Consider the following 12,918-nt stretch of genomic DNA (forward strand, 5'->3'; position numbering starts at 1 on the left):
GGGCGCCCTTCGTGTCGTCCTACGGGGTGTCGCCGGGGTCGTGCGGAATCAGCCGCGGAAGCCGAGGATGCCGTGCAGGGCGGCACCGCCCGTCGCGGTGGACGCGCCCGACTGCGCCGACATCTTCTGCGCGGCCTGCGGCTTCGGGTCCGGCAGCTTCTTGCAGACGGCGTCGGCCTTGCCCTTGCCGCGCGGCACCTTGCCGTTGCTCAGGTAGGTCGCCAGGTACGTGTCGAGGCAGGAGTTGCCGCTCAGCGAGATGCCGTGGTTGCCGCCGCCCTGCTCGACGACCAGGCTGGAGTTCTTGAGCAGCTTGTGGACGGTGAGCCCGCCCTGGTACGGGGTGGCCGCGTCGTCGGTCGCCTGGAACAGCAGCGCCGGCGGGAGCTTGGAGTTGGCGATGTTCACCGGCTTGAGGGTCTTGGTCGGCCAGAACGCGCACGGCGCGTTGTACCAGGCGTTGTTCCAGGCCATGAAGGGCGCCTTCTTGTAGACGGCCCAGTTGTCCTTCTCCCACGTGCTCCACTTGCGCGGCCAGGCCGCGTCACGGCACTGCACGGCGGTGTAGACGCTGTAGCCGTTGTCGCCGGAGGCGTCGACGGCGGCGAAGTTCTGGTACGCCTCGACCAGCGGCTCGGCGTTCTTGTCGCCGACGTAGGCGGCGAACGCCTCGGCGAGGAAGGGCCAGTAGCCGTTGTAGTAGCCGCCGGGGATGAAGGTGTCCTCCAGCTCGGAGGCTCCCACCTTCACACTGCCGCCCACCGGCTTCTTGGCGAGCGCGGCCCGCATGGCGTACCACTTGGCCTCGATCTTGACCGGGTCGGTGCCGAGCTTGTAGGTGGCGTTGTTCTTGGCGATCCACTTCATCAGCGCCTTGTGGCGCTTGTCGAAGGCGTAGTCCTGGTCGAGGTTGTCCTCGTACCAGACGCCCGTCGGGTCGACTATGGAGTCGAGCACCAGGCGGCGCACGCGCTCCGGGTACTGCTTGGCGTAGACGGCGCCGAGGTAGGTGCCGTACGAGTAGCCGAAGTAGTTGATCTTCTTGGCGCCGAGCGCCTTGCGGATCGCGTCCATGTCCTTCACGGCGTTGGCCGTGTTGATGTGCGGCAGGACGTCCTTGTACTTGGCCCCGCAGGCCGCGGCGAAGGACGTGGCGCGGTCGAGGTTGGCCTTCATCAGGGCGGGCGTGCTCGGCACGGAGTCCGGGCGCGCCGGGTTGAAGTGGCCCGGCTTGCAGTTCAGGGCGGGCTTGCTCGCCCCCACGCCGCGCGGGTCGAAGCCGATGACGTCGTACTGCGCGGCGACGGCCTTGGGCAGCGAGCCGGCGACGAATCCGGCCAGGGACAGGCCGCTGCCGCCGGGGCCGCCGGGGTTGACCAGCAGCGGGCCCTGGTACTTCTTCGCGGTGTGCGGCACGCGGGACAGGGCCAGCGTGATCTTCTTCCCGCCCGGCTTGGCGTAGTCCAGCGGCACCTTGACCGACGCGCACTGCATCGTCGGGGCGTTGTCCGTGGCGCACTTCTTCCAGGAGACCTTCGCGGCGGCGGCCTGCACGGTGTTCACGGAGTGCGGCGCGCTGGCGCTGGCGGGGGCGGCTGCGAGCGTCCCGGCCAGTACGACGGTGGCGCCGCTGAACACGGCTGCGCTTCTCTTCATGGAGTTCTCTCTGAACGATGAGGGGGGTTCCAGGTCCGCGAGGTTCGCGGCCCGTGCCGCATGGTTCCCGAAGAGCGCGCCGCGCATGAACAGGTTCGACCAAGACTTGACTGAATTGAGTCATTGGAAACACTCAAATTACCCACAGAAAAGGTCAGTTGACCGCATGTGGTACATCATCGCGCCGACCGACCGACCGACCGACCCACAGACCGACCTGCCGATCGGCCAGCAAGCCTGCCGATCGGCCGACCGGCCTGCCGACGGGCGCCCGGCCGTCACCGGGCGCCCGTCGGTTCAGGTCGCCGTGCAGCTCACGCTCGGCACACCCCCGCCCCCGGGCGCGCCGCCGAAGCCGAGGGTCGCCGAAGCGCCCGCGGCGAGGGCGCCGTTGTGGGCGGCGTTCGTCGCGGTCACCGTCGCACCGCTCTGGGTGTACGAGGCGTTCCACATGGTGGTGACCTTCTGGGAGCCGCTCCAGGTCCAGCTGACCTTCCAGGACTTGAGCGCGGTCGACCCGCTGTTGGTCACCTTCACCTCGGCGTTGAAGCCGCCGCCCCAGTCGCTGCTGACGGTGTAGACGGCGGTGCAGGCGGGCGTCCCGCCGCCCGGATCGCCCGGGTCACCGGGGTCGCCCGGATCGCCGGAGCCGCCGCCCGGCGGGAAGCCCGGCGCCTTGATGCTCGCCAGATAGCCGTCCTTGACGGTGTCGACGGTCTGCCAGTCGTCCTTCAGGATGCCGCCGGTGTCACCGGAGTTGGGGTTCCAGGACCAGAAGGTCCAGTGGAAGGAGTCGTTGCCGTGGGTCGAGGTGGAGCGGAGGTAGGTCACCAGGGCGGCCAGCCAGCGCTGGTCGACCGTGGACTGCAGGGTCGTACCGAACTCGCCGACCCAGACGGGGGCGATGTTCTGCTTGAAGATGTAGCCCCAGTACCGGTCCCAGACGCCCGGCATGTTGTCGGGGAAGTTCGGGTCGCTGAACCAGCTCTGCTGGGCCACGCTGGTGGCGTAGTCGTGGGCGGAGTAGACGAGCCGGTTCGGCACGTCGAGCCGTACGGGGTGGTCGGCGACACCCATCAGGTTGCCGCCCCACCAGCCCGAGACCCCGTTGTACGACTGGACGCCCTCGACGAGGACCAGCAGGTCGGGGTTGGCCGAGAGCACCGCGTTGCCGGCGCGTTCGGCGGCGAGGCGCCAGTCCCTGGCGGTGTCGCCGCAGCCCCAGCAGGCCGGGTCGTGGGGCTCGTTGTGGAGGTCGATGCCGACGACGGTGGAGTCGCCCTTGTAACGGGTCGCGAGGGCCTTGAGGTTGGTGATCCACGTCGTCTCCGGGACCGCCGAGGTGTACCAGAGCGCCGACTGTCCCGCCGCGTCCGGGCGGTGCCGGTCGAGGATGACCTTCAGACCGCTCTGCCCGGCGTGCGCGACGATCTTGTCCAGGACCTGGAGCGAGGTCAGACCGCGCAGATCGGTGTTCTTGCCGTCGAAGTTGAGGCTGTCGGGCATGGTGCCCGGCTTGAGGATGTCGTCGCTGTAGGGGATGCGCAGGGTGTTGTAGCCCAGCGACCGGATCTGGTCGATCATGCTCTTGTAGTCGCGGGACCACAGGCCGTGCGGCACGTGGTTGGCGGTCTCGAAGCCGAACCAGTTGATGCCGGCGATGCGCACCGACTGGTTGTTCGCGTCGAGGATCTGGCGCCCGTTGGTGTGCCAGTAGCCGGCACCGGCGGCGGCCTCGGCCGCCGCGGCGGACGGGGCACCGCCGGCCAGTGGCAGCACCAGCACGGCGGCGGCCGCGCACAGGGCGCCCAGAGTTCTCCGTAAGCTGCGGAACATGACGCTGCTTCCTCCTCGGGAGGCGCGGGCCCGGAACAGATGGGAGCGCTCCCACCACCCGCACCCCCCATGGAAGACAGGTCACATGGACACGTCAAGGCATCCGACGCCCCGTTGTGCGCCGGACGCCTCCGGGCGCGGCCCCGAAGCCGGGGCGGGGACCAGCGTGCGGCGGTCCACGGCCCGCCGGAGGGCCGGCTGACGGGCCGTGGGGGAACGCCCCGTCAGGACGGGCGGCGCAGCACGCGCCTGAAGCCCCAGATGACGACGACGGCGACGGCGACGGCGATCGCGCCGGCCTTGAACCCCGGGCCGGTGCCGTCGGCGTCCTGCCCGGCGGACGAGCCGCCCCCGTCGGCGGAGGACGAGCCGGAGCCGCCGTCGCCGGAGCCGCCGGGGACGTCGCGGGCGACGACCGTGCTGCCGCCGCCCTCACTGCCGTACATGATCTTCGAACCGTCGGTGGTGTACGTGAGGGACTCGCCCTGCCGCTGCAGGGGCACGCTCAGCCGGCCGGCCTTCTTGATCTTCCCGCCGTTCCAGTCGTAGAGGATCGCGCCGAAGTACGACCGCAGGGCGAGGTGCTTCCCGTCGGGCGAGAACGCCCCGTCGGTGACCTCCAGATCGGGCACGGAGGCGATCTTCCTGAAGGTGTTCGTGCCGGAGGCGGAGAGTTCGGCCGGGCCCTCGTACAGCGAGCCCCCCGCGTCGTTCTTGTCGGCGATGTAGACGCGCCCGGTCTTCGGGTGCACCATCAGCGCCTCCGCGTCCCGCGCCCCGTCCTCGTACTTCACGACGTACTGCGTGGCCCTGACCGTCTGGTCCTTGAGCTGCTCGGGCTCCGGCAGCTCGTAGATCCACACGTACTGCCAGGTCCCACCGAGGTTGTCGCCGATGTCGCCGACGTAGAGATGGCCGTCCGGGCCGATGGAGACCGCCTCGACGTCCCGTGGTGTGCCGACCCCCGTCATCGTCACCGTGGCGACCGTCTTCCCCGTCCTGCTGTCCACGGCGTACAGGAACGCCCCGTCGTCGCTGTCGTTGTGCGTCCAGTACACGCCGGGGTGCTGACGCGAGGCCGCGAGACCGCTGGACTCGGTGATCCTCGGGTCCTCCACCGTGAAGGTGCCGTCGTCGGCGGCCGCGGGCACGGCCGGCACGGCGGCGAACAGAGCGCCGGCGAGCACGGCGAGACCGGCGAGGAGGGGGCGGCGGGATGGTCGGCGCATGCCTCCCACCCTGCCATGCCGCCACGCGGGGCGGGGTGGGGGAGCGCCACGGGGCCGTGGTCCGGCACCACGTGGTGATGCTCACAGAGGTGTGTGACCCAGTCCCTCCTACCGCCCGGTAGCGATCGTTCATGATGAGCCCATGCTCAGGTTCATGCCCGTAGGCGACTCCATGACGATCGGGAGCGCGGGCGAACACACGTGGCGCTACCGGCTCTGGCGGCACCTGTGCGCGTCGCACGACGGCCCCTTCCGGATCGTCGGCCCGCGCGAGACGCTCCACGACCAGGCGACCGGCGCGCCCACGTCGTACGAGTACGCCGACGGCGACCCCCGTTTCCCCCGCGCCCACCTCGCCGGCTGGGGCGAGGGCTGGCTGCACATGGCCCCCCTGATCGCCGACACGGTCCGCGCCCACCGCGCGAACGTCCTCCTGGTCTCCCTCGGCCTCATCGACCTGGGCTTCTACACCGACGCCGAACAGACCATCGAGAACACCCGGCGTTTCGTCGCCGCCGCCCGCGAGGCCGACCCGCACATCCGCATGGTGCTCCTGCCGGTCATACCGAACGTCCGCGCCGAGGGCGACACCGCCTTCGCCGCCCAGGTCGCCCGCTTCAACGAACTCCTCGCCAAGACGGCCGCCGACCTCGACGAACCCCGCTCCGCACTGCTCCTGGCGTCCCCGCCCCCGGGGTACGACATCCACCTCGACACCTACGACGGCACCCACCCCAACGCCTCCGGCGAGCACCGCATCGCGGCGGCCTTCGCCAACGCGATGCACGAGGCGTGGGGCCTCGGCGACCCGTACGAGCTGCCGTAAGCCCGCGCCCCGAGGCCCACTCAGGCGCCGGCCGCGGTACGAGTTCCGCGGCACCGCACGTGACCTGGTCACCGTGCGTATCGTTGTACTGCGCGGCTGTTCGCGACCAAGCGGCAGCCGGGGAGGAGCGCCACGATGACCGTCCTTGACGACAGGATCGAGATGGCCGAGCACGACGGCGAACTCACGCTCGACACCATGTTCGAGTGGTTGGAGCAGATGCCCGTCCCCGAGGGATTCAAGGTCGAGATCGTCGAGGGGGCCATCTTCATGTCGCCGCAGCGGGACACGCACTGGGAGATCATCCTGGACATCATCGAACAGTTGCGCACCGCATACCCGCGCAAGCGTCTGAAGTCCGACGTCCGTGTCGACTATCCGGGCCACCTCAACGGGTTCTCGACCGACGTGACCCTGGTGTCCCACGACGCCGTCCAGGACTCCAAGGGCCTGTGGAGCTGCGAGGACGTCGAATTCGTCGCCGAGGTCATCTCCAAAGGAACCGCGGCCAACGACTACGGCCCCAAGAAGACCGCGTACGCGACCGCCGAGGTCCCCGTCTACCTGATCGCGGACCCGTACCAGGGCAAGTGCCACCTGTACCGGAATCCCAAGCAGGGTGAGTACGTCATCGAGACGACCGTCCCGTTCGGCTACGAACTGGACCTCACCGACACCGTCGTCGGCCTCACCCTCAAGACCGACGAGTTCCCCCGCGACTGAGCCTCGGCCCGGCCTCGTCGGCCTCGCCAAGGGGCCGTCGAGGTGTGGCCGGGACCCGTTCACGGGCCGGGCGCGGGCTTGCCCGGGGCGGCGCCGCTCGCTTGGATGGCGCGGTCGGCGTGAGCACGGGTTGCGTCGCGCACGGCGACGGGAGGGGCCCGAGGTGGTGGCGGGGGCGGCGGCCGGTCGGGGGCTCGGCCGGGAGTTCCGGTGGCTGTGGACGGCGTACGCGGTCAGCGTCTGCGGCACCCGGCTCGCGTTCGACGCGCTCCCCCTGATCGCGGTCCTGGTCCTGGACGCCGGCCCGGCGGAGGTCTCGGCGCTGGCGGCCACCGGTCTGGCGGTGGGCGCGGTGGTGGCGGTGCCGCTCGGCCTCTGGATGGAGTTCCGCCGCAAGCGCCCGGTGATGATCGGGACGGATCTGCTCCGCGCCGGGGCCCTCCTGACCGTCCCCGCCGCCTACGCCCTCGACCTGCTGTCCTTCCCGCAGCTGCTGCTGGTCGCGGTCGTCGTCGCCGCGGCCGACATCACCTTCGGCGCGGCGAGCGGCGCGTTCCTGAAGTCCCTGCTCCCCCCGGAGCGGCTCCTCTCCGCGAACGGCCGCTTCGAGGCCACCAACTGGACGGCGACCATGCTCGGTCCGCCCCTCGGCGGCGCCGCCATCAGCCTCCTCGGCCCGGTGGTCACCCTCGTCACCGACGCGGTCAGCTACCTCCTCTCCGCGACGGCGCTCCGGGCGATCGGCGACACCGAGCGCTACGCGGAGCGACCCGGCGGGCGCCCGGTGAAGCGCCCCGCGCACGACGGGGAGGCACCCTCCGGCGGAACACCCCCCGCCCCGGCCGCGCCGCGCCTGCGCGCCCGTGACCTGCTCGACGGCTGGCGGTACATCCTCACCAGCCCGGCGCTGCGCCCCCTGTTCCTCAACACGATCCTGGTCAACGGCCTGATCATGGCCACCGCCCCGCTGCTGCTGGTCCTGATGGTCGGCGAGCTGGGCTTCGCCCCCTGGCAGTACGGGCTGGCCTTCGCCCTGCCCTGCGTGGGCGGTCTGATCGGTTCGCGGCTCGCCCGGCGGCTGGTCGCCCGCCACGGACAGCGCCGGGTGCTGCTGGCGACGGGCGCGCTGCGGGCCTGCTGGCCGGTGGGGCTGGCGTTCGTCCACCCCGGCGCCGGCGGCCTCGCCCTGGTGATGACGGTGGAGCTGGGCCTGATCACCTGCATGGGCGTCTTCAACCCGGTGATGGCCACGTACCGCCTCGACGCGACCCCGCCGGACCGGGTCGCCCGCACCCTGTCCGCCTGGTCGGTGACCAGCAAGCTGACGATCGCCGCGCTGACCGCCCTGTGGGGTCTGCTGGCCGCCGTCACCGACACGCGCACGGCGGTCGCCGCGGCCGGCGCCCTGATGCTCGCCACCCCGCTGCTCCTCCCCCGCCATCTGCCCGCATGCCCCGCCCCGAAGGACGACACGGCCGAACTGACTGGCTGACCCGCCAGTCGCGGGGCCCCCTTGCCCAAGGGCGGCCTAAGGGCTGGACGCGGGCATCAACTTGTTCGACAGCGCCAACCGGCAATCTCGACACCAAGCTCCACAGCAGCGCAGCGCTGACACTCACCGCTCCTGCGGACCCCGCGTGGGAAACGACGAAGCCGCCGCCTCCCACTCGCCTCGAACGCAAGCAGAAGGCGACGGCTCCGGCACGGACCCGCTACCTCACCATGCGAAGGCTTCGGGAGACGGTCCGGGACCGGGGAAGATCTCGTCCAGAGACGTCAGCAGTTCCTCGCTCAGCTCCAGATGCAGGGCGCGCAGCGCCGAGTCCAGCTGCTCCTGCGTGCGAGGGCCGACGATCGGGCCGGTGACGCCGGGGCGGGTCAGCAGCCAGGCGAGCGCCGCTTCACCGGGCTCCAGGCCGTGCTTGTCGAGGAGGTTCTCGTACGCCTGGATCTGCTCGCGTGTCTTGGTGTCCTTGAGCGCGTCGGCAGCGCGGCCGCTCGCCCGGCGCCCCTGTGTGGCCTCCTTCTTGAGGACTCCGCCGAGCAGTCCTCCGTGCAGCGGAGACCAGGGGATGACACCGAGGCCGTAGTCCTGCGCGGCCGGGATGACCTCCATCTCGGCGCGGCGCTCGGCGAGGTTGTAGAGGCACTGCTCGCTGACCAGGCCCATGCGGCCGTGCCGGGCGGCGGCCTCGTTGGCCTGGGCGATCTTGTAGCCGGGGAAGTTGGACGACCCCGCGTAGAGGATCTTGCCCTGCTGGACCAGGACGTCCATCGCCTGCCAGATCTCCTCGAACGGCGTCGCCCGGTCGATGTGATGGAACTGGTAGATGTCGATGTAGTCCGTCTGAAGCCGCTTGAGGGAGGCGTCGACGGCCCGGCGGATGTTCACCGCGGAGAGCTTGTCGTGGTTGGGCCAGACGTCCCCGTCGCCCGCCATGTTCCCGTACACCTTGGTGGCGAGGACGACCTTGTCGCGCCGCCCGCCGCCCTGGGCGAACCAAGTACCGATGATCTCCTCGGTGCGGCCCTTGTTCTCACCCCACCCATAGACGTTGGCCGTGTCCAGAAAGTTCAGCCCCGCGTCGAGAGCGGCGTCCATGATGCCGTGACTGGTTGATTCGTCTGTCTGCGGACCGAAGTTCATCGTGCCGAGAACGAGTCGGCTGACCTTGAGTCCGGTGCGTCCGAGCTGGGTGTACTTCATGGGCCACAAGCCAACTGCTTCGAGTCCGCTCCAGGCAAGGGCATCAGGTTCCGCCGTCAGGAGTCGTCTCCGAGGTGCCGGTACAGCGTGGCCCGGGAGACGCCCAGAGCCTTGGCGATGGCACTGACGCTCTCTCCCCTCGCCTTCCTCGCGCGGGCCACGGCCGGCGCGTCCTCGTTCACGGCGGACGGCCGTCCGCCGGTACGCCCCTGCGCCTTGGCCGCGTCGAGTCCGGCGCGGGTGCGCTCCTTGATGAGCCTGATTCTGTCCTTGCCCCAACGCCGTACCCGTTCGTCCTGCTCGGGGTTGTCCGCAGTGAAGCTCCGGCCGTCGATCCTCTTCTCCAGAACCTCTCGGGGGACCTTGAGGAAGAAGTGGTGAACGCCGATGCGATCCCGTGGTCGCCGCTGCACGGCGGTCTGCTCGGCGGTGTCCTCAAGAAGGAGGCCGAGGGCGGCCGGCGCGCCTCGGGCCGCGCAGCCGACACCCTCGCCGGCCCGGCCGCGCGCGCCCGGATCCAGGCGTACGAGGACCTCCTCGACCAGCACGGCGTCGAGCCGGGCGAGGCGCCCTGGCCTGGCTGCTGACCCGTCCCGGGGTCACCGGCCCGATCGTGGGGCCGCGGACGGCCGCCCAGCTGGAGTCCGCGATCCGGGCGGCCGAGCTGGAGCCGGACAAGGAGCTGCTGGCCTCTCTGGACGAGATCTTCCCGGGCCCGGGCCCGTCCCCGGAGGCGTTCGCCTGGTAGCCGCAGGGCCCCTCCCGGTCCTGAGGGGACCGGGGAACCGACCGGGACCGGGGAACCGACCGGGGAACCGTTCGGTTCCGCGGTTCCCCGGCGCTCGCCCGGCCGCCGTCGCGGTCACCTGCCCAGCGCCGCCGCGACGGCGACCACCGCGAACATCAGCACAAGCACACCGGCCATGATCCGGTTACGGGTCTTCGGGTCCACGTCACCGAGCCTAACCGGCCGGTTGGGCCCCGCCCGAGACGGCCCCCGCGGTCCGGCCCCGGCCGTCGCCGTGCCGCCCGCGGGTCAGTGGCCCAGCGGCCACCGCCGCACGGCCTCGTACCGGGGCTGCTCCCCCGGCACCCCCGACGTCGGCGGACGGCTGCGGACCAGCGCCATGTCGGCGACGGTCCAGGTGCGCCCGACGAACCCCGCCAGCGTCTCGACGTACGGCCGCACGGCGAACGCCTCCCGGCTGCGGGCCACCGTCAGATGCGGTGTGTAGCGGCGGTGCTGCCCCAGGTCGAGGCCGGCCCTGCGCCCCGCCGCCTCCGCCCGGTCGGCCAGCAGCCGCAGGGTCCGCAGATCGCCCTCGGCGCCGGCCCACAGCGTCCGACCGTGACCGAAGTGTCCGCCGCCCGCCACGGCCAGCGGGAACGGCTCGCTCCGGTGCGCGGCCCGCGCGAGCCGTTCCGTCAGATCCGGGACGATCGCCTCGTCGACCTCCCCGTAGAAGGCGAGCGTGAAGTGCCAGCCGGGCGGCTCGGTCCACCGCAGCCGGTCGGCGCCGGCCAGGCCCTTCAACCGGGCCACGGCCAGACCGAGTTCGTCCACCACGTCGGCCGGCGGCAGCACCGCCGCGAACAGTCTCAGGGCACTCATGCCCGTCACCCTTCCAGGGACACGACCGCCTGGCGAGCGCCCCCGGACCGCTACGCCTCGACCAGTTCCTTCTTCGTCGCCTGCCGCGTCGGCACGAACCGCAGCCTCGGCTGCCGGCCCTGCCAGCCCACCGTCAGCCGCATCCCGCCGGACCTGATGAGCACCAGGCCCACCGTGACGGCGGCGACCGTGGAGACGACACCGCCGGCGAGGAAACCGATCCGGGGACCGTACGCGTCGGTGACCCAGCCGGCGATCGGCGCGCCCAGCGGTGTGCCGCCGAGGAAGACCATCATGTAGAGGGCCATGACCCGGCCGCGCATGACGGGGTCGGTGGCCATCTGGATGGCCGTGTTGGTGGTGACGTTCACCGTGAGGCCGAACATCCCCAGCGGGACCATGAACAGCGCGAAGATCCAGTACGTCGGGGCCAGCGCGGCCACGATCTCCAGCAGCCCGAAGGCGAGGGCGCCCGCGATCAGCACCCGCATCCGGGCGGTGCCGCGCCGGGCCGCGAGGAGGGCGCCCGCGACGGAGCCGACCGCCATGAGGGTGTTGAAGAGGCTGTACGAGCCGGCGCCGGTGTGGAACACGTCGTCCGCGTACGCCGACAGCCAGACCGGGAAGTTGAAGCCGAAGGTCCCGATGAAGCCGACCAGCACGATCGGCCACAGCAGTTCCGGGCGCCCGGCGACATGGCGCAGCCCCTCGCGGAGCTGGCCCTTCTTGCGGGGCGCGCGGCGGGTGGGGTGCAGTTCACGGGTCCGCATCAGCAGCAGGCCGACGATGGGGGCGATGAACGACAGGCCGTTGTAGAGGAACGCCCAGCCGGTGCCGACGGTGGTGATCAGGACGCCCGCGACGGCGGGGCCGACGAGCCGGGCCGACTGGAAGTTCGCGGAGTTCAGGCTGACCGCGTTCTGCAGCTGGCCGGGGCCGACCATCTCGGACACGAACGACTGCCGGGCCGGGTTGTCGACGACGGTCGCCATGCCGACGGCGAGGGCGGCCACGTACACGTGCCAGACCTCGACCTGGTGGGAGAGGGTCAGCGCGGCGAGCGCGAGGCCCGTCACGGCCATCGCGGTCTGGGTCAGGAACAGCAGCCGCCGCTTCGGGAACCGGTCGACCAGGACGCCGCCGTACAGCCCGAACAGCAGCATCGGCAGGAACTGCAGGGCCATGGTCACGCCGACCGCGGTCGAGGAGCCGGTCAGGCTGAGCACCAGCCAGTCCTGCGCGATCCGCTGCATCCAGGTGCCGATGTTCGACACCACCTGCCCGAGGAAGAACAGCCGGTAGTTCCGCACCCGCAGGGACCGGAACATGGACACGCGCTCACGGGGCGCGGGGGCCGCCGGGGCCGCAGAGGCCTCGGGCGCGGGAGCCGCAGGGGCGGCCGTGGCCTCGGGCGCGGGGGCCGTCGGGGTCTCCGCCGGGGCGGCGGGGGGCGGGGCGGCGGGCCGGGGGTGGGGGGTCGTCGTCGGCGAGCCGGGGAGCACGAGGGGGGCCGGGGCGGCGGTCGCGCCGGGGGTCCGGGGGCCGGTGGTGTCCGGCGGGGCCTCGGGGACGCCGTGGGCCGGCGGGGACTCGTGGGCGGTCGTCGGTGCGGGGGCGGAAGCTGCTCCGGGTCCCGTACTCACAGGGGTTCGCCTCCTTGCGCTGAACACGTGTACGTCCTGCGGTTGCGTGAGCCTCACTGCTCCTGTTCCGTCTGCTGGTTCCGGGGCCCGCCCGTGCCGGGTCCCTCACGGGCGCGCGGGCCGTCGGGCGGGGCGCGCCGACGGTCCGGCCGGCGGGCGGCGGTCGCGCGCTCAGAGGTGGGCGAGCTTCTCCAGCACCGGCGCGGCCGCGCGGAGCGCCTCCCACTCGTCCTCGTCGAGCCCTTCCACGAGGGACGCGAGGAACGCGTTGCGCTTGCGGCGGCTCTCCTCGAGCATCGCCTCGGCCCGCTCGGTCTGGGTGACCACCTTCTGCCGCCGGTCCTCGGGGTGCGGCTCCAGTTTCACCAGGCCCTTGCTCTCCAGCAGCGCGACGATGCGGGTCATCGACGGCGGCTGCACATGCTCCTTGCGGGCCAGCTCTCCGGGGGTGGCGGTGCCGCAGCGGGCGAGCGTGCCGAGCACGGACATCTCCGTCGGGCTCAGCGACTCGTCGACCCGCTGGTGCTTCAACCGGCGGGACAGGCGCATCACGGCGGACCGCAGCGCGTTCACGGCGGCCTCGTCGTCGCCATGGGTCAGGTCAGGCATGTTCTTTAGCTTAACTCATTACTCTCGCTAAAGACCACTGGAATGCCACCACCACAGCCGTGAGTCCCACCACTCAT

Annotated in this window: 10 protein-coding genes and 2 pseudogenes; 4 read left to right on the forward strand and 8 right to left on the reverse strand. The window is 71.5% G+C overall.

All coding sequences use genetic code 11. From position 1 onward, the window contains the following. Positions 1 to 48: 48 nt before the first annotated feature. The 3 genes from GSY65_RS16530 to GSY65_RS16540 form a co-directional block, all read right to left on the reverse strand. A complete protein-coding gene (locus GSY65_RS16530; RefSeq protein ID WP_159769156.1) occupies positions 49 to 1,656 on the reverse strand; it encodes an alpha/beta hydrolase in 1,608 nt (535 codons plus the stop codon). A gap of 297 nt (positions 1,657 to 1,953) precedes the next feature. Next, entirely contained in the window at positions 1,954 to 3,492 is a 1,539-nt protein-coding gene (locus GSY65_RS16535) for a cellulase family glycosylhydrolase (RefSeq protein WP_159769159.1), read from the reverse strand. A 224-nt stretch (positions 3,493 to 3,716) separates the two neighbouring features. Then, a complete protein-coding gene (locus GSY65_RS16540) occupies positions 3,717 to 4,721 on the reverse strand; it encodes a WD40 repeat domain-containing protein (protein ID WP_159769162.1) in 1,005 nt (334 codons plus the stop codon). Positions 4,722 to 4,863: 142 nt separating this feature from the next. Between GSY65_RS16540 and GSY65_RS16545 the strand changes: the two genes are divergently transcribed. From GSY65_RS16545 to GSY65_RS16555, 3 genes are all read left to right on the forward strand, one after another. Further along, positions 4,864 to 5,547 (forward strand): GDSL-type esterase/lipase family protein, encoded by a 684-nt coding sequence (locus GSY65_RS16545; RefSeq protein WP_159769165.1) that lies wholly within the window; start codon positions 4,864 to 4,866, stop codon positions 5,545 to 5,547. 135 nt (positions 5,548 to 5,682) lie between these two features. Next, complete coding sequence (locus GSY65_RS16550) at positions 5,683 to 6,270, forward strand: Uma2 family endonuclease (RefSeq protein WP_159769168.1); 588 nt, start codon at positions 5,683 to 5,685, stop codon at positions 6,268 to 6,270. A gap of 163 nt (positions 6,271 to 6,433) precedes the next feature. After that, entirely contained in the window at positions 6,434 to 7,762 is a 1,329-nt protein-coding gene (locus GSY65_RS16555; protein WP_236579823.1) for an MFS transporter, read from the forward strand. 225 nt (positions 7,763 to 7,987) lie between these two features. Here the strand turns inward: GSY65_RS16555 and GSY65_RS16560 are convergent, their stop codons facing one another. Both GSY65_RS16560 and GSY65_RS34510 read right to left on the reverse strand, forming a co-directional pair. After that, positions 7,988 to 8,977: an aldo/keto reductase gene (locus GSY65_RS16560; RefSeq protein WP_159769171.1), complete on the reverse strand. Its 990-nt coding sequence runs from the start codon at positions 8,975 to 8,977 to the stop codon at positions 7,988 to 7,990. Between the two features lie 56 nt (positions 8,978 to 9,033). Further along, positions 9,034 to 9,360: pseudogene (locus GSY65_RS34510) on the reverse strand (helix-turn-helix domain-containing protein); the annotation flags it as partial. Positions 9,361 to 9,369: 9 nt separating this feature from the next. On the opposite strand from GSY65_RS34510, the pseudogene GSY65_RS16575 reads away from it, so the two are divergent. After that, positions 9,370 to 9,725: pseudogene (locus GSY65_RS16575) on the forward strand (aldo/keto reductase); the annotation flags it as partial. Positions 9,726 to 10,013: 288 nt separating this feature from the next. Here GSY65_RS16575 and thpR read toward each other — a convergent pair. The 3 genes from thpR to GSY65_RS16595 all read right to left on the reverse strand — a co-directional run bounded on the left by thpR (position 10,014) and on the right by GSY65_RS16595 (position 12,841). Further along, positions 10,014 to 10,580: an RNA 2',3'-cyclic phosphodiesterase gene (thpR, locus tag GSY65_RS16580; RefSeq protein WP_159776058.1), complete on the reverse strand. Its 567-nt coding sequence runs from the start codon at positions 10,578 to 10,580 to the stop codon at positions 10,014 to 10,016. A 59-nt stretch (positions 10,581 to 10,639) separates the two neighbouring features. After that, positions 10,640 to 11,917 (reverse strand): MFS transporter, encoded by a 1,278-nt coding sequence (locus tag GSY65_RS16585; RefSeq protein WP_159776060.1) that lies wholly within the window; start codon positions 11,915 to 11,917, stop codon positions 10,640 to 10,642. A 486-nt stretch (positions 11,918 to 12,403) separates the two neighbouring features. Further along, positions 12,404 to 12,841 (reverse strand): MarR family winged helix-turn-helix transcriptional regulator, encoded by a 438-nt coding sequence (locus tag GSY65_RS16595; protein ID WP_055711043.1) that lies wholly within the window; start codon positions 12,839 to 12,841, stop codon positions 12,404 to 12,406. Between the last annotated feature and the right edge of the window lie 77 nt (positions 12,842 to 12,918).

The sequence above is a fragment of the Streptomyces sp. HM190 genome (assembly GCF_009857135.1).
GTDB classification, from domain to species: domain Bacteria; phylum Actinomycetota; class Actinomycetes; order Streptomycetales; family Streptomycetaceae; genus Streptomyces; species Streptomyces heilongjiangensis.

Bases quoted from the DNA above. Each gene is read 5' to 3' on its own strand.
- GSY65_RS16530 (WP_159769156.1), bottom strand. From the start codon at position 1,656: ATGAAGAGAAGCGCAGCCGTGTTCAGCGGCGCCACCGTCGTACTGGCC.
- GSY65_RS16535 (WP_159769159.1), bottom strand. From the start codon at position 3,492: ATGTTCCGCAGCTTACGGAGAACTCTGGGCGCCCTGTGCGCGGCCGCC.
- GSY65_RS16540 (WP_159769162.1), bottom strand. From the start codon at position 4,721: ATGCGCCGACCATCCCGCCGCCCCCTCCTCGCCGGTCTCGCCGTGCTC.
- GSY65_RS16545 (WP_159769165.1), top strand. From the start codon at position 4,864: ATGCTCAGGTTCATGCCCGTAGGCGACTCCATGACGATCGGGAGCGCG.
- GSY65_RS16550 (WP_159769168.1), top strand. From the start codon at position 5,683: ATGACCGTCCTTGACGACAGGATCGAGATGGCCGAGCACGACGGCGAA.
- GSY65_RS16560 (WP_159769171.1), bottom strand. From the start codon at position 8,977: ATGAAGTACACCCAGCTCGGACGCACCGGACTCAAGGTCAGCCGACTC.
- GSY65_RS16585 (WP_159776060.1), bottom strand. From the start codon at position 11,917: ATGTTCCGGTCCCTGCGGGTGCGGAACTACCGGCTGTTCTTCCTCGGG.
- GSY65_RS16595 (WP_055711043.1), bottom strand. From the start codon at position 12,841: ATGCCTGACCTGACCCATGGCGACGACGAGGCCGCCGTGAACGCGCTG.